Annotated in this window: 20 protein-coding genes; 8 read left to right on the plus strand and 12 right to left on the minus strand. The window is 39.8% G+C overall.

Going from position 1 to position 15,952, the window contains the following annotated elements; genetic code table 11:
- Positions 1–2: 2 nt before the first annotated feature.
- Positions 3–245, minus strand: a complete 243-nt coding sequence (locus CL667_01680) for a hypothetical protein (protein ID MAL16394.1) — start codon at positions 243–245, stop codon at positions 3–5.
- Between the two features lie 67 nt (positions 246–312).
- On the opposite strand from CL667_01680, the gene CL667_01685 reads away from it, so the two are divergent.
- The 6 genes from CL667_01685 (at position 313) to CL667_01710 (ending at position 4,711) form a co-directional block, all read left to right on the plus strand.
- Positions 313–1,623: a ribosome biogenesis GTPase Der gene (locus CL667_01685; GenBank protein ID MAL16395.1), complete on the plus strand. Its 1,311-nt coding sequence runs from the start codon at positions 313–315 to the stop codon at positions 1,621–1,623.
- Positions 1,624–1,712: 89 nt separating this feature from the next.
- Positions 1,713–2,402, plus strand: a complete 690-nt coding sequence (locus CL667_01690; GenBank protein MAL16396.1) for an NADH-quinone oxidoreductase subunit I — start codon at positions 1,713–1,715, stop codon at positions 2,400–2,402.
- 13 nt (positions 2,403–2,415) lie between these two features.
- Positions 2,416–2,946 carry a hypothetical protein gene (locus CL667_01695; GenBank protein MAL16397.1) on the plus strand — a complete coding sequence of 177 codons (531 nt, stop codon included), beginning with the start codon at positions 2,416–2,418 and terminating at the stop codon, positions 2,944–2,946.
- Complete coding sequence (locus tag CL667_01700) at positions 2,946–3,551, plus strand: hypothetical protein (GenBank protein MAL16398.1); 606 nt, start codon at positions 2,946–2,948, stop codon at positions 3,549–3,551. The genes CL667_01695 and CL667_01700 overlap by 1 nt, the downstream gene beginning before the upstream one ends.
- Before the next feature lie 17 nt (positions 3,552–3,568).
- Complete coding sequence (locus tag CL667_01705) at positions 3,569–4,024, plus strand: peroxiredoxin (protein ID MAL16399.1); 456 nt, start codon at positions 3,569–3,571, stop codon at positions 4,022–4,024.
- A gap of 318 nt (positions 4,025–4,342) precedes the next feature.
- Positions 4,343–4,711, plus strand: a complete 369-nt coding sequence (locus tag CL667_01710) for a response regulator (protein MAL16400.1) — start codon at positions 4,343–4,345, stop codon at positions 4,709–4,711.
- Positions 4,712–4,751: 40 nt separating this feature from the next.
- Here CL667_01710 and CL667_01715 read toward each other — a convergent pair whose 3' ends face one another.
- The 6 genes from CL667_01715 to CL667_01740 form a co-directional block, all read right to left on the minus strand.
- On the minus strand, positions 4,752–5,432 hold the full coding sequence (locus CL667_01715; protein ID MAL16401.1) for an energy transducer TonB: 681 nt from the start codon (positions 5,430–5,432) through the stop codon (positions 4,752–4,754).
- An 81-nt stretch (positions 5,433–5,513) separates the two neighbouring features.
- The gene (locus CL667_01720; GenBank protein MAL16402.1) at positions 5,514–6,404 is read right to left on the minus strand and encodes a hypothetical protein; all 891 of its coding nucleotides are present in this window, start codon (positions 6,402–6,404) and stop codon (positions 5,514–5,516) included.
- The gene (locus CL667_01725; GenBank protein MAL16403.1) at positions 6,401–6,763 is read right to left on the minus strand and encodes a hypothetical protein; all 363 of its coding nucleotides are present in this window, start codon (positions 6,761–6,763) and stop codon (positions 6,401–6,403) included. The genes CL667_01720 and CL667_01725 overlap by 4 nt, the downstream gene beginning before the upstream one ends.
- A complete protein-coding gene (locus CL667_01730; GenBank protein ID MAL16404.1) occupies positions 6,764–7,708 on the minus strand; it encodes a succinylglutamate desuccinylase in 945 nt (314 codons plus the stop codon).
- Entirely contained in the window at positions 7,701–8,624 is a 924-nt protein-coding gene (locus CL667_01735; protein ID MAL16405.1) for a 30S ribosomal protein S6--L-glutamate ligase, read from the minus strand. The genes CL667_01730 and CL667_01735 overlap by 8 nt, the downstream gene beginning before the upstream one ends.
- Positions 8,625–8,636: 12 nt before the next feature.
- The gene (locus tag CL667_01740; GenBank protein MAL16406.1) at positions 8,637–9,083 is read right to left on the minus strand and encodes a hypothetical protein; all 447 of its coding nucleotides are present in this window, start codon (positions 9,081–9,083) and stop codon (positions 8,637–8,639) included.
- 111 nt (positions 9,084–9,194) lie between these two features.
- Here CL667_01740 and CL667_01745 point away from each other — a divergent pair, with 111 nt between their 5' ends.
- Together CL667_01745 and CL667_01750 are read left to right on the plus strand one after the other, a co-directional pair.
- The gene (locus CL667_01745; protein MAL16407.1) at positions 9,195–10,043 is read left to right on the plus strand and encodes a 5'-nucleotidase, lipoprotein e(P4) family; all 849 of its coding nucleotides are present in this window, start codon (positions 9,195–9,197) and stop codon (positions 10,041–10,043) included.
- 169 nt (positions 10,044–10,212) lie between these two features.
- Positions 10,213–11,280, plus strand: a complete 1,068-nt coding sequence (locus CL667_01750; protein MAL16408.1) for a hypothetical protein — start codon at positions 10,213–10,215, stop codon at positions 11,278–11,280.
- A 279-nt stretch (positions 11,281–11,559) separates the two neighbouring features.
- Here CL667_01750 and CL667_01755 read toward each other — a convergent pair whose 3' ends face one another.
- The 5 genes from CL667_01755 to CL667_01775 all read right to left on the minus strand — a co-directional run bounded on the left by CL667_01755 (position 11,560) and on the right by CL667_01775 (position 15,919).
- Positions 11,560–13,200: a glycoside hydrolase 43 family protein gene (locus tag CL667_01755; GenBank protein MAL16409.1), complete on the minus strand. Its 1,641-nt coding sequence runs from the start codon at positions 13,198–13,200 to the stop codon at positions 11,560–11,562.
- A 143-nt stretch (positions 13,201–13,343) separates the two neighbouring features.
- Positions 13,344–14,726, minus strand: coding sequence for an amidohydrolase (locus CL667_01760; GenBank protein ID MAL16410.1), 1,383 nt, complete (start codon positions 14,724–14,726; stop codon positions 13,344–13,346).
- A gap of 164 nt (positions 14,727–14,890) precedes the next feature.
- On the minus strand, positions 14,891–15,127 hold the full coding sequence (locus CL667_01765) for a toxin-antitoxin system HicB family antitoxin (protein MAL16411.1): 237 nt from the start codon (positions 15,125–15,127) through the stop codon (positions 14,891–14,893).
- Positions 15,124–15,552: a putative toxin-antitoxin system toxin component, PIN family gene (locus CL667_01770; protein ID MAL16412.1), complete on the minus strand. Its 429-nt coding sequence runs from the start codon at positions 15,550–15,552 to the stop codon at positions 15,124–15,126. The genes CL667_01765 and CL667_01770 overlap by 4 nt, the downstream gene beginning before the upstream one ends.
- 118 nt (positions 15,553–15,670) lie before the next feature.
- Complete coding sequence (locus tag CL667_01775) at positions 15,671–15,919, minus strand: FUSC family protein (GenBank protein ID MAL16413.1); 249 nt, start codon at positions 15,917–15,919, stop codon at positions 15,671–15,673.
- Between the last annotated feature and the right edge of the window lie 33 nt (positions 15,920–15,952).

Consider the following 15,952-nt stretch of genomic DNA (forward strand, 5'->3'; position numbering starts at 1 on the left):
AATTAATCGCCTTCTTTCATGTACTTTCGCTGTAGGTACATATCTACAATAAGCCAAACCACTGGGTAAGGAGGGAAGAAGATAGCTAGCACTACCTGCCAGGTACTGCCTTTTTTACGGCCACCATCATAAGGCAAAGTGATGCCTGCGATTCCTGCCATCCAAAAAATAAAAAAGATGAATAGAAAGAAGGCGAGGAACAAAGCGCCGAAGAATCCGAAATTGTCGTAAAAGCTTTGAAGCATAGTATAATTAAGTGCTGAATAATGCGTACCTTTATAACTTGTTGAATCTAAGAATCTAAGACTTAAAATGCTTCCAGTAGTTTCTATTGTAGGACGCCCTAACGTTGGTAAATCCACCTTATTTAATCGACTCATCGGAAAACGCAAAGCTATCGTGCACGATGAGTACGGAGTGACCCGAGATCGCCACTATGGCGAAACATTTTGGAATGGGAGAGACTTCACCGTAATTGATACGGGAGGCTATCTTCCTAATGAAATGAATGTGATGGTGGTTGGAATCCGCGAACAGGTTCACATTGCCCTTGAAGAATCTGATGTCATCCTTTTTGTTGTTGATGTAACAGATGGGGTAAATACACTGGATAAATCCGTTGCTGAATTACTTCGTCATCAGGATAAGCCGGTTTTATTAGTCAGTAATAAGGCTGATAATGAAGAACGCCGATTTAATTCTACTGAGTTCTATGAGCTTGGCTTTGAAGATCTGTTTCCGGTCAGTTCTATCAATGGCACAGGAACAGGTGAGTTATTAGACAAAGTTGTCGAATTGCTTCCTGAAGAAACAGAACCTGAACCAGAAAGTGATACACCAAAATTAGCCTTTGTCGGTCGGCCAAATGTGGGGAAAAGCAGCCTTTTTAATGCTTTACTGGATGATGAACGAGCTATTGTTACCGATATAGCTGGCACTACCCGAGACTCAATCAACAGCAACCTCAACTATAATGGCAAGGATTACCTACTAGTTGACACTGCAGGACTTCGTAAGCGGACAAAAGTAAAAGAGAATATTGAATTCTACAGTACCATTCGTACAGATCGGGCAATACGTGAATGCGATATTGCGATTCTTTTAGTTGATGCTATGCAAGGTTTTGATGCTCAGGACAAGCGTGTTATTCGTGAAGCAGAGAAGTTTAACAAAGGTCTCATTATTGTACTTAATAAATGGGACCTGGTGCCTGAGAAAGACACGAATACGGTCAGAGACTTTGAGGAATACATCTATACATCGGTTCCTCAGCTTGGTTATGTGCCTATTGTGACAATTTCTGCAATGAATAAAACCCGTATTCACAAAGTAATTGATTTAGCTGATCATGTGATTGCAGAACGGAATAAGGAAATTAACACTTCCGACTTCAATGATTTTATCGATAAGATGTTAGGTGAAAAACCTCTCCCAATGAAAAGAGGAAGACAGCTTAAAATCACCTATGCAACACAGGTTAAGAGCAATCCACCGGTATTTAAATTCTTTATGAACAGTCCGCATGATTTGCCACCGAACTACCGCAGATATATTGAAAATAAAATTCGGGAACGTTTTGGATTTGTAGGCGTTCCGATTACCATGGTTTTCCGCCAAAAATAAAATAGAAAAGCTCAGAAATAACTTTGATGCTAACCCAACAATGGTTTATTTTTGAGTGCTAATTACTACATGAAACCGATTCGAATTGAATGGCTAAGAATCTAGAAAAACCTTCAGTAAACGCACTAAGCGATAACTACAAGAATGAGCGAAAGCTTAACTTTCTTGAAAGCTTGTATTTGCCTGAGATATTTAAAGGAATGTGGTATTCCTTTAAACAGATGTTTCAGCCAACTTTCACGCTGAATTACCCGGAAGAAAAGTGGGATCCACCTGCAATTTTCCGTGGACGACCTGTTCTTGTAGAAGATCACAACAAAGAACGATGTGTTGCTTGTGGTTTATGTGCTCGAGCATGTCCGCCGCTTGCAATAAGCATGCAGGCTAAAGAGACAGAAGATGAGAAGGAGAGGTACCCTGATTTCTTCGAGATCAATATGCTTCGTTGCATATACTGTGGATATTGTGAAGAAGTTTGCCCCGAAGAAGCTATTGTGATGAGTAAAGATTACGATATCGTATTCGAATCAAGAGAAGATGCTATATATGATAAGGAACGATTATTGGTTCCTAAGGAAGACGTTGAAGAGCGTCTTGAGTATCTCAAGAAATACAGAAATCAGCAATTTGGTTCTTTTTGGGATTTTCAGGAAGAGAATAATATTCACTCTGTAAGAGACAGGGACAAAGACTGGAATACCGGATTGTCTTTGGTTGACATGATTGAGCAGCAAGAAAAAAATGATTCAACCCCGGCATCATCAAGCTGGTCTACCTAATTAGTCTTTGAAGATGGATATTAAACAAAGCCAGATTGATACTCTTATTGACGACGTTGCCTATCTTGAGCATGAAGCTGAAGCCCTCAAGTATGTAATTGATTCTGTCCCATATAGCGAAGCCCCTCCAGAAGGTCGCTCTATTGCTGAGATTCTCATGTTTTTAGATCATGCTCAGCAAAATTACTACCGGAAAGTCATTGAAGATGCCTTCAAAAATGCACGGCCAATCAATCTAAATGCCTATGTGGAACCGGAGGAAACCTTTGAAAAAGATGAAGACCTTGCCAAAGACATTCAAAAGCTTCTCTATAAAATTTCAAAGCATCGCGTAGCACTCTTAAATCTTATTAAGAATATTCCGGTCATTGATTGGGAAAGAGAAATAACTAAAGGAAGGCATAGCATCAGCTTGTTTGAATTTGCCAACCAAATGGTTCGAAACGAGCGAAGTACCCTTAAAGAAATAGCTGATCTGGTAATGACTTACCAACAGAGTAAACAAATGCAGAGAGAGCTAGAAAGCCGAAATCCGGAAAGCTGATGGATCCGGCTAAGTGGACAGACCTTGTTGTTTCTCTTTCTTTTGGAACGGTATTTGTATTATTAATTAAGCTATTTATTAGGCGCAGATCACTATTAGAGCTTTATTTCAGCTTAGCCGCATTAATAATTACGATTCCGTATTTATTTGATCTTTTTCAAATTCAAACTCCGTTAAATTTATTCCAATGGGGTAAACTGGTATCCGTCACTATATATATAAGTGGCCTGCTCGTTTTGATTCGGGAATCAAAGCCTATTTTTGCACGTTTTCCCGTCTATCTAACCGCTTTACCTTTTGTAAGTTTTCTATTTTTTCCATTAATAATTGATTCTATTGTAATTAAGGACCTTATTAATGCCATCTATCAAGGAGGGGCATTAATAGTAACTGTTCTCGTATTTGCCCTTAAACAGGCTAAAAAAAGAAATAGAAGGTATTACATCATTGGAATCACTGGTGTAGCAACGTCATACCTTAGTTACTGGCTTATCTTTAATCGATCAACAAGTGTTGATATGGTGTGGGTTTCAGAAATTTTACTCTGTGTGGGAATTCTTTTTGCTACGATTAGATTTATCCATAGCGAAGAGTATAAAAACTAAACACGTATTCTAACTTCATGGATAAAGCACCAAATTTCACTCTGAAAGACACCAATAACGAAGATGTTACCTTAGAAAGCTATAAAGGCGAAAAGAATGTGGTTCTTTTGTTTTTCCCTTTAGCTTTTAGCGGAGTTTGTACCAAGGAATTGTGTACAACTCGTGATAATCTCAAAATCTATGAAGCACTTGATGCTGAAGTATTTGGGATCAGTATAGACAGCTTTTTTACGCTTAAGGCATTCAAGGAAGCAAACAATTTGAATTTTAAGCTTCTAAGCGACTTCAACAAAGAAGTAAGCGAGATGTATGGAGTCTTATATCAAGATTTTTTTGGTATGAAAGGCGTGGCTAAGAGATCCGTATTTATTATAGACCAACAGGGAAGAGTAGCTCACTCTGAAATCCTGGAAGACTCAGGCGAAATGCCAAACCTATCAAAAGTGCAGCAAGTACTAGCCGATCTAAATTAGAAGTACAGGACCTAAAAGTTCCGCATCGAATATATAGCTGCTCGATTATAGATAAGTAATAGTAGAGAAGACTATGTTTATAAACTAACGCTACTTTACATAATATAAATTATAGGAGTAATTCTATTCTATTATGACGACTGAGTCACACCGGTATCAATTCATAAACATTAAACCTAATTAACTTACACTTCTAGAACTGACTTTGTATTTTTACCGTGTACCAAGTTAATAGAGATTATAAATCTTATCTCTAAAGCTCTATATTATTCAAAAAGTATTACATCAGTTAAGTATAAATAGCTTATCTTTGCTCTTATGAAAATTATTATTGTTGAAGACGACAAAGTGCTCTCGTTACTTTTATCCAAGATGATTCAGCGGCTAGATTACGATGTACTTGAAGTTATTACTAAAGGTCAGGAAGCTATCGAAAAGATTGAAGCTCTCAACCCTGATTTGATCCTAATGGATATAATGCTTGAAGATGACGTTGATGGTATCGACGCAATGCTTGCTCTGCGTGAAAAATCTATTGACACCCCTGTTATCTATATTACCGGTAATTCAGATCCTTTAAATCGGGAAAGAGCAAAATCTACTAATTATGTAGAATATCTTATTAAACCTGTAGGATTTGATGAACTCAAGAATACCATTGCCTCTCTTAATACAACGGAATCCTGAGTTCGTTTAATTTCTTATGATTGTCTGGCTTGACGTATGTCTAACTTTCAGTTTCGAGTCTAAATGAGACCGGTAGACTAAATTTAACCACTACAGGCTTTCCTCTTTGTCTGCCAGGTACAAACTTCACTTTTGATACGGCCTTAAGAGCTTCCTCATCACAGCCGCCTCCAATTCCTCTAATTACGAAGGGATCTCTGACATTTCCTTCTTTATCAATTAAGAACTGAACGATGACTTTTCCTTCAATCCCGGCTCTTATAGCCATTGGCGGGTATGTAATTTGTTTTTGAACAGCGGCCATTCCCCCAATTAATTCAGGCATTTGCTCCACTACCACAAAGATTTGTTCTTCAGCTTCATCTTCGATTTGTCTTGGTGGTGGTGGCGGTAATTCCATTGCAAAAGCATCTAAATCAAGCTCAGCATCCAGGTCGATGATCTCATCTTCGATGATTTCATCATTTGGAACCGCAACAGGAACTACAGGTCTTGGCGGCGGCGGAGCTTTAATTTCTTGCTTGGTTTGTACAATTTCCTCCATGAAAACTTCTTCTTGTCTATCAATGGAGATGCCTTCATTACTCTTTTCAGCCCTGATATCCATTTTTACTGCGGCTATGAAAATAAGTAATGAAGCTATTACCCCAATTTCCATGCGGATTAAGTAGCCTTTTTTTAAATCATTTTTTCTGTCGATTAACTTTACCGGACCTCTCATTTTTTCCTCCTTTAATGTTAGAAGTTATATGAGAGTACTCAGAATCTGTGAAGATTTAATGAAGCCTGTAACTCAATTTAGTTAACCGGTAATGACGGAAAGACCAGCTTTAAGTAATTTAAAATTAATTACCGTGCCTGGCGAAACTTGTTCGCCATCAGCATGGCATTTAAGATGATCATCTGTTTTAATGGTACAGTTTTCCTGTAGAGAAAATCGATGTACAAGTGTGTCATTAAATTCAAAGCCGAAAGACAATTTTAGGAAAGCTATAATTAGTTTTATTCTCTGGACGGCTTTTACCACTATTACTTCTACTTTACCATCATAGTTCAGGGATTCCGGAGAAATTTTGTACCTCCCTCCTTCAGATTTCCCATTTGCTACTGCTATCATCCAGCATTTGGCCTCTAGATCAATTTGGGATCCATCTATGCTTAAATCTGCCTTAAAAGGGGTTGATTTGAAAAGTGCAATCAGTCCACCAGAAAAATATTTTAGCGCTCCTTTTTTAAACCTGGACTTTGATGCGTAGTAATTTGTAAGACCATCAACTCCAATCCCGAATGTGTTAACAAAAAATCCCTTCTCAATTTCTATAACATCAGTAGGACGGGTTTTCCCCTTTTTAAGAATGGATAAGTTTTCCTCAAACTGATTTCCCAATCCAATACTTTGTGCAAAATCATTTCCGCTGCCAAGTGGTAAAACGCCTAATATGGCCTCAGAACCCATAATACCATTAGCGACCCGGTTTACGGTTCCATCACCGCCACAGGCAATAATATGAGTAAATTCGTTAGCCTTTTCACGAACAATATCAACAATGGAATCATCTTTTTGAATATATACAAACTCAGGATTGCCAAAAATTTGAGCTATTTGTCTCTCCTTTGATTTTAAAAATGAAGCTGCTTTAAAAGAGTTTGATGCACAGTTGATTATAAAGCAATATGTAGGCTTTACGGTCAATCGAAATGTTTAACATTCAGAGAAAACGTACCCTTTTTCCCCGCGGATAATTTAATCTTATCAATGATAGCATCAATTGTAACAGCTCCCTGAACAGCAACAAAATTGAAGCCATCCTCCTGAATACGTTTTATTGGACTTTGAATTCTCAATGGATCCAAAACGACTAGTAAAACTGTGTCATCTTTGTCAAAATAATGGTTAATAATACTTTCAGCTTGTTCACCTGTAAAGCATTTAACCCGTCCTTTTTCCTCTACAGATTCTGGTTCAAATTTGCCACTGTCTGATACAGATTTCCAGTCAGAGTCCTTAATTGCCGTGAATAATAAATCTATTTCCAATGTCTTAACTTCTATTTATTTGTTATATGCAAAATGAATAAGGGCATCGCCTTTATTTACTACGGGGCAGTTATTTAGCCCAATTACCATCCCATCCTTTGGAGCAATTACTCTAGAGTTTAATTCCCCATATGGGTCTTTAATCGAACCTAATACCTGACGCTTATTAAACTCTTCTCCAAGCTCAGCCTTTGTAATAAATAATCCTGCGTTCTTTGTTCTGATCCAAGTTGAGCTGTCGAATATTTTTGTCTTATTAGGCCTTGGTGCTTCTTTGATCATTTTGAGGTGTTTCATGAGACGTTGCGCTCCGTCTATGCCTTCCTCAATACCAAACTCATCATAACGGAGAGATTCCCCGGTTTCATAAACGAGTATTTCTATGCCTTTTTTATGGGCTGCATTTCTAAACGACTTAGTGATAAGCGAAGAATGCATCATAACCGGAGCACCCATAGCAGCAGCTAATTCTTTGGCTTTCTTTATTTTAAACGAGCACCTTATCTGCGGATAGTTAGCTCTAGCTGCACCACCTGTATGGAAATCAATACCGCAATCCACTTCCGGAATAATTTCCTTCATCAAGGTATGAGCCAGTAATTTGGCCAGTGAACCTCCTTTAGCGCCAGGAAAGCTTCGATTTATATCTTTACCATCCGGTAACCCACGGGAGTTCTGAATAAACCCATAAATGTTTACTATCGGAATAGCGATTACCGTACCAAATTCGGGTACTACAATTTCACGTTCAATCATACGGCGTACAATTTCAACACCGTTAATTTCATCACCATGCAAACCCCCGGTCAATAAAAGAACAGGACCATCTTTAGGGGCTCTATAAACGCAAACAGGCAGATCAATACTTGTGTAGGTAGGTAGCCTGGCAATATTTAGATTAACAATCTTCTGTTCGCCAAGACCAATTTTTTGTTTATTGATCGTAATAAACTCAGGCATGCTTTTTCGCTTTTTTCTTACGAGCCGGGTTTTGCTTCCGTTCTTCTACGGCTTTTTCGATATAGCCAATTATAAATCCTGCAATATCCTTTTTGGTTGTTTTCTCGATGCCCTCAAGCCCCGGAGATGAATTAACTTCAAGGATTAAAGGACCGCGCTCGGATTGGAGCATATCAACACCAGCGATGGATAGGTCCATTGCCCGGGCTGCTGTCAGTGCTGCTTCTCGTTCTGCTTTGCTTAGTTTAATGAGCTGGCTGGAACCACCTTGGTGGAGGTTAGAACGGAATTCGCCCTCTTTACCCTGTCTTTTCATGGCTCCAACTACTTTGCCATCTACAATAAAAGCACGGATATCTGCGCCTTTAGATTCAGATATAAACTCCTGTACAATTACTCGGGCTTTCATAGCGTGAAATGCTTCAATAATTGATTCAGCTGCTTTCTTGGTCGGCCCAAGAACAACACCGTGTCCCTGAGTTCCTTCAAGTAGCTTCACGATTAGAGGAGCTCCACCAACCGATTCAATTAACTTTTTAACCTCTTTAGAATAGTTGGTGAAAACCGTTTTTGGAAGCCCCACACCAGAACTTGCCAAAAGCTGCAGACTTCTCAGCTTGTCTCTTGATCTTACTAATGCTTGAGAATGGACTGCTGTAAATACTTCCATCATTTCAAACTGACGAACTACAGCTGCCCCGTAAAAGGTAACTGAAGCTCCGATTCTTGGGATGATGGCATCCAGATAGTCAATTTTATTACTCTTATAGTAAATTTTTGGGCTATCCTGCTCAATAACGATATCACACTTCAGGTGGTCAATTACTTCCACTTCGTGTCCAGCAGCTTCAGCGGCTTCGACTAATCGGGAGGTTGAGTATAGTGATGAATTTCTGGAAAGAATTCCTAACTTCATTATCTAAAATTCCTAGTTCTTTAAAGTTTTAAATAGATTTTTTTGTGTCACATCAACCAGAAAAGGACCTTTTTGCAAGAATTTCCTTCCAATAAGTAGCGGGTATTTCATGGCAGATCTATCAGTGAGCGAAAACTCAATGCTATAATTCCCGTCATAAAATTCAATCTCCGTTTGTATGAAATAGCGAAGTTCTGTTTCTCCATTTGAGCTTTTGACTTCCCGTTTATCGTGCAATGGCATTTCCAGCATTTTGTCGCTGTAGGATTCATGATCCGGGTCCAACATATAAAACCTGATCCATTCTTCATCTTCGCGTTTAAAAGGCTCTATATGATGACAATGCAGGCTTGAAGTAAAAGCTCCGGTATCAATTTTGGCGTCCAGGTTTTTGAATTCCCATTCAGGTAAATTTACCTGTTCAATTCTGCCAATAATCTTGTGGGTTGATGAATTCATTTATCTTTAAAAATAAAGGTTTTACTGCGCGATTCACATTTCCTGCTAAAATTTGTTTAGCTCTACTTTTGATTTCCTATCTTTACCTAATAATACAAATAAATCTATCTTATGCAGTCATTAAAGCTATTTTTGTTATTACCTGTTTTTCTATTTGTTTCTTGCAGCTCTACTAAAACCATTAATATTCAGGACGATTCTACTACACAAGCTACATTGTGGGTACAGAACTCGGCCGAATATAAAGCGATCACTACTCAGAACTATGCTTCAGCACTAAGAACCCTTCCCCTGCCTATGGAAGACTCATTCTGGACCGCATCGCTCAATCAGGAAGAAAACGATGAGTTTATGCGACTCCCTCCTGCTATTATTTTAGATATTGATGAGACCGTTTTAGATAACTCTCCCTTTCAGGCTCGAATGATTAAAAAAGGGTCAGACTTCAACATCGAAGACTGGAATGCCTGGTGTAAAGAAGCTAAAGCAGAAGCAATTGCCGGAGCCGTTGAGTTTACCCAGTATGCAGCCCGGGAAGGAATAACCATTTTCTACATAAGTAACCGTGGGTATGAAGTTGAAGAAGCAACCCGTCAGAATCTAATTGAAAAAGGATTCCCGGTCTCTTCTTCTATGGATAACATCATGACAAATGGCGAGGAACCCGGCTGGACGTCATCAAAAATTGAACGACGTAAGCAGGTTGAAGAAAACTATCGGGTTATTATGATGTTTGGTGATGACCTGAATGACTTCCTTCCCGCTAAAGAAATCTCACAAAAGAAAAGAGCAGATCTCGTGGATGAGTACAGCGATTACTTTGGCCGTCGCTGGTATATGCTTCCAAACCCTGTTTATGGTTCTTGGGAACAAGCCTTGTATGATTTTAACAGTGAGTTAAGTGAGGAAGAGCGGAATGAAAAGCTTCGCAAAAGATTGAATAGTAAGTCAGGAAACTGATTTCTGATGGTTTACAAGTATGACCGTAATCATTTCTAAACTATCCGTCCTTGTTTCTTTAAAAAAAGGAAATGTGGCCTTGAAAATTACATTTACTGCCATATTTTAGGGATCAATTTTCTGTCATCCAAGATTTCCCAAACTTCGTTATAAACTAATTAGTACAAATATGTATCCGTTTCCTACGCTCTTTGTTGATCTAGATATTGTTAAGAGCAATATCGAAAACATGGTTTCAAAAGCGGCTAAAACAGGCCTTGAACTTCGCCCTCATTTTAAGACACACCAGTCAAAAGTAATTGGCAAGATATTCCGTGAACAAGGCATAAAGGGGATTACTGTTTCCTCTCCAAAAATGGCTGATTATTTTGTAATGGATGATTGGGATGATATCACTATTGCATTCCCTGCCAATGTTTTAGCCCATAAAGAGTATAACCGAATCGCAGAGAACGCTTCCCTTAAGACCTTGGCAATTTCAAGAGAAGTTGTGGAAAAACTAGACAAGAAATTAAAGCATAAAATTGGTCTTTATGTAGAAATTGATCCGGACTATGGGCGGAGCGGAGTTCCTGTTTCTAACCTGGATGCAATTAAAGCAGTAGTCAATGCAATTGAGCAGTCTTCAAATTGTTACAATGCTGGTTTTTACTGCCATGCGGGACATACCTACAAGTGCCGTTCTAAGGAGGAAATTCGAAATAAAGGTAATGAAGTGCTCAATAAGCTTGAGGTCCTGAAAGAGCACTTCCCTGAGCTCCCTATCTGTTATGGGGATACTCCTTCGTGCAGTGTTCTGGAAGAATTTGGACCTGTAGATCAACTGAGTCCTGGTAATTTTGTGTTTTATGATTGGATGCAAGTTCAAATAGGATCTTGTTCACCAAATGAAATAGCCGTGCATATGGAATGTCCGATTATTGAAAAATTCTACGAAAGAACGGAAGTTTTAATTCACGGCGGAGCTATTCATTTCTCCAAAGACTCTGTGCAGATTGATGACTACCTCAGTTTTGGAGAACCAAAGCTTGAGTATCTATCCGAAGAAACCTATGTGAAAAGCTTATCCCAAGAACATGGGGTTATACAGTGCAGCCCAAATGTTTTCAGTAAGGTTCATGTGGGTGAAACCATACAAATATTTCCCATACACTCATGCCTCACGGCAAATTTGATGGGTAAATACTTTACCAAGAAAGGTCAGGTACTCGACCACATGAATTATCAGCCCAATTAAAAAGGGAAGATCAGCTTAGACCTTCCCTTAAATGAATCAATAAAATAAGTCGTCACCCTGAACTTGTTTCAGGGTCTGAGAAGAGTGATTTATTGAACCCGACAAGCTTTTTCGCTAATACCTCATCCTTTTCAGATGCTGAATCGAGTTCGGCATGACGACCTATTAGCTCATGATGCCTTTTCTGCCTTAGAATAGCCTAAACAAAATACGTACAGTTGCCATTTGTAGGCTGAGTGACTGCAGTAATTATTCTAAACCGAACTAACGTTTCTGCTGCTATCCCTTGTAGTAATAATCATCTGCTTTGGTGGGAGTTTTATCCATGGTATCCCGCTCAACGTATTCGAAATAATCGAAATCTGCTGGCTTCTTTCGCCCTGATAAATCTTGATTACATACTCCTACAAACGCCCCGGTGAAGTGTCCATCCCCTCCTCCATCGTCATATTCGTCAGAAAGAGTACTAGCGTCAAATATTTGTCCGGTGAAGTTCCAGTCATCACCATTCTCGGAGTAGAAGAACCGAAGTTTGTCATAATCAACTTTAGCTCGCAAGTAAACCGGGCCTTCATCGTTCACAGAAATGCGATTTTGATGCAGCGGCTCTTCATATTCGCCTTTAATATTTGTAATGATATCGATGCAGCGGCCCAGTTCTTCATGCCATGTTACATGTAAGTAGTAAAAGTTCTTGTTATCGTACATGCAGATTAAGCCAGCCATCTGCTGAAAGGTTTCAGGGGCGAACTCAAGCTTAGTTTCAGTAGTATAGAAAAAGGATTGTTGGCGTCGGGCAACTAATGACTGCCGATGGTGTGAATTCAGGGATTCACCGCCGTACAGCCGTAAATAACCGGGTCTTTCGGTTAGGGAAACCAGGTCTTTTGAAATATCAACCCGTAAAAACTGGAAATTGATGTCCAATTCCTCTGAATCGAAATCGTCCCGGCTTGGTTCTTTCTCCCAAGGATGTTCCGGCAAATCCGGTCCGTCTATAACCAAGCTTGGTTCGTTAGTGCCATCAGCAAGTTCCAGCCAGCCAGCATCATTCCAAACTACTTTCTGCAGGGCTGTCTCCCTTCCCATTGGGCAACGACCGCGAGACGGCATTCTTCGCCCTGCCAAGTGAGCCAGGTACCATTCTCCGGTTTGCGTTTCCACTAGGGAAGCATGACCCGCTCGCTGTAGCTCAAGCTCGGGATTATTAAAGGATGTCAGCATAGGGTTATTCGGATCGGTTTCGTACGGTCCGTCGATATTCTTTGACCGAGCCATGGTTACGGCGTGACGAAGTACCGTTCCCCCTTCCGCCGTCATCAGATAATAGTACCCATCTTTTTTATACAGGTGAGGCGCTTCGGTAAGCTTGATATCGGTGCCTGTGTAAATATTTTTAACTGGCCCGACAAGCTTTTCTTGCTCATGATCATATTCCTGAAGCAGAATTCCACCAAACGGATGTTTCTCAGATCGGTGATCCCAAACCATGTTCACAAACCACTTTTTCCCATCGTCATCATGAAACAGCGATGGATCAAATCCGGAGCTGTTCATGTAAATTGGTTCTGACCAGTCCCCCGAAATTGAATCCGAAGTAACCAGATAGTTGTGAGCATCTTTGAACGCTCCTCTAAAGGTCTTCACATCGGTATAAATTAGAAAGAACGTACCTTCATGATAAGACAAACAAGGCGCCCAGACTCCACATGAGTTTGGATTTCCGGTCATATCCAGCTGAGAAGTTCTGTTTAAAGGATGCGCAATAAGCTTCCAATTTTTGAGGTCCTTGGAGTGATGTATCTGAACCCCGGGAAACCATTCAAACGTTGAGGTTGCGATGTAATAATCGTCGCCTACTCGTAAAATGGAAGGATCAGGATTAAAGCCGGGAAGTATGGGATTGGTAATTTTCATAATGCGATCTGTAGTACTTCGAAAAATTGGTTATCGGTTTTAAGGCTATCCAATATCAATATATCGCAACGGACATTCCACCCTTATTTAAAATTTTTGCTCATAATTTTGAGCAAATTCCCGCAAATCTTTTTTTCCCTAAGCTACTACCATTCTGTTTCGCTGACAGGGCCAAGCTTCCCTTCTGCTTTCTTTAGGATTTCATCGGAATCGAATATCACCCCTCCCTTGATGACGGTATGTACGCTTCGGGTGTTACGAATGTCGTTAAGTGGATTTCCTTTGATCACCATGAGGTCAGCGAGTTTGGATACTTCAATGGTTCCGATTCGATCCCCCCAGCCAATAGCTTCTGCCCCGTTAATGGTAGCTATTTTAAGCACGTCGGCGTTACTGATTCCTGCATTAGCCATGATATCCATCTCCCTATGGATGAAAAAACCATTCATGTAATTACCCAGATTCAAATCCAGATAGAACGGGCGATCTGTTCCCAGCGTAACTCTGCCTCCCATTTCGTGATACCTTTTTAGCAAGATTTTCTTTTTGGCATACACGCTGGCAATCGTCGGCTGGATGTCTTGAGGTTCGTTATCTGTTGCCTTGATAAACTCAGCAGTAAATGGTGTCAGGTATTTGTATTCATCAACCCAATAGTCAAAGGCACCGTCATTGCTTCGGGACCAGCCGCCGTAGGTTCCGATGGTAGCGTTGAAAGCGACACCATGATCTATGAAGTCTTGCATGGCATCTTCCACACCCTCACTTTGGGTATTTAAATTAGCGATTTCATCATAGGCACCTGATTCACCGGGCAGCATTTCTCCTCCCAAAAAGTGTTCAACGCGATCAATTCCCAATTCAATGGCATCTGCTGAACTCACTCCTCCATATGCTCCTGAACCCAGGTGTGCAGTCACGGTCAAACCATAATTATGAGCTCGTTCAATTAAATACTTTAACTGATTGTAGCTGATACCTTTAGCTTTGAATCCATTCGTGCCTTTTTCCGCCCATTCATCCACAATACTGTAGATATCTTCTTTAGTGAAGTCGCGATTCCATTCCGAATTTGCTGATCCGAAATATGGACCGGAGTTTAAAATTCTTGGTCCGATAGCCCCTCCTCTGTTCACTTTATGTTTGAACTCCAGAGTCAGTTCAGGGTTGGGATCTCCGGCAGTAAAAGTAGTGGTGACTCCGTTGGCCAGGAATAACTTTGGAGTAACAACCGTATCCGTTTTGGTAACGCCATTATAGCGGACGTGATAATGGGAATGCAGATCAATCAGCCCGGGCAGGATATAATCCTGATCTTCTAATCTAAGTATGGGAAAATCCTCCCGGCTTGGGTTTCCAATTTCATGAATTTTACCAGCTACAATGGTTATTCCGGGGTTTTCAATGGCAGTGCCCTCTTCCACCTGAACCAGCCAGCCTCCTTGTATAATCAAGTCCTGAGTAAACGCGACAGGGCTACTCAATAGAATAAAGCTTAACAGAGCTACAAATGCCGTAATTGATTTCATGAAGAACAAGATTGGGTGAGAATTTCTGAAATGAATGTAGCTGAAATAGGAAAGCCGTGCAAAAGCAGATGATCCGTATGGAAATCTAAGATTTCCTAGGCGAGAGCTTATAAGTCATTGCTTCGCTGAAGACTTAAAAGAGCTGGGGGGGCTAGCCTATCGGATTATAGTTTGTCATATTCTTCAGGTTCCACATCAGGTACTTGATTCATTATATTTTCAAACCCCTGCTTGCTTCCCTTTTCTGCTCGTTCTTTAAGATAATCTATGGTCAATAATGCCGACATTTTTTCGGATACCGCCAATGTGATGAACTGATTCATAGAAACACCTTCTTTTTTAGCCAGTTCTTTTATTTTTTTATGTAGTGATTCGGGTAATCGAACGCTTAATGTACTCATGGTAACTCCTGTATGATTTGGAGAAATTCTTTTGCTGTCACCAACTCAATATTAAATTTATCAATGCCTTGAAAATCAGCTTTGTTGTACGTTACAATGTAATTGCAATTAGCTCTAACCGCTAATTCCAGGATCATGTCATCTTCAGGATCCTTCAAAATTGGACGCCATAAAAAATAGACTTCATGCCAGTTTCCAACCAGACACAAGTAATCTAAGAATTGGCCGATCTGAGACTCACTAAAGTTGAGTGTATCAAGCTTTCTAAGTAATACATCTTCATACTCAATAACGAGTGGAACCGACAAATTGATTTCAAATTTGGAAGAATCCAACAAAGAAAGCAATCTATATGAAGCCCCTCGCCTTGACCGAAGTGCTGAATAGATGATGTTTGTGTCTAATACAATTTGATGAATTGACATATGGTATTATATATAATACCATAAAAAGTAACAAGTGACGATTCACTTTTATATAGGCTAACCACCGCTTCGCTGAAGACTTAAAAGAGCTACGGAACCTGCAACTAACCGAATTCGATTATTGTAAATTTCGCGCTTTCAATTCTTTCTTCAGCGTTTCATACTTTTTCGGTTTTTTCAAAAATACATAAATCAAAAACAGAGGTATTAAGGTGAGAAATCCCCAAGCGTTTGAACCCACACTAAAAATGATGATTCCAACCAAAAACCCTATAAAAAAAGCATCTACCAAAGGTGATGGCTTATTACTCTGTGCTGCTTCAAGCAATTCGCTATCGGATAGTTGGGATAGTTCTTTTTGGTTCATTTTTTCTTTGATATTGATTAATAATAAAAAGGC

It is taken from the genome of Balneola sp. (genome assembly GCA_002694685.1).
In the GTDB taxonomy this organism is placed as follows: domain Bacteria; phylum Bacteroidota; class Rhodothermia; order Balneolales; family Balneolaceae; genus Gracilimonas.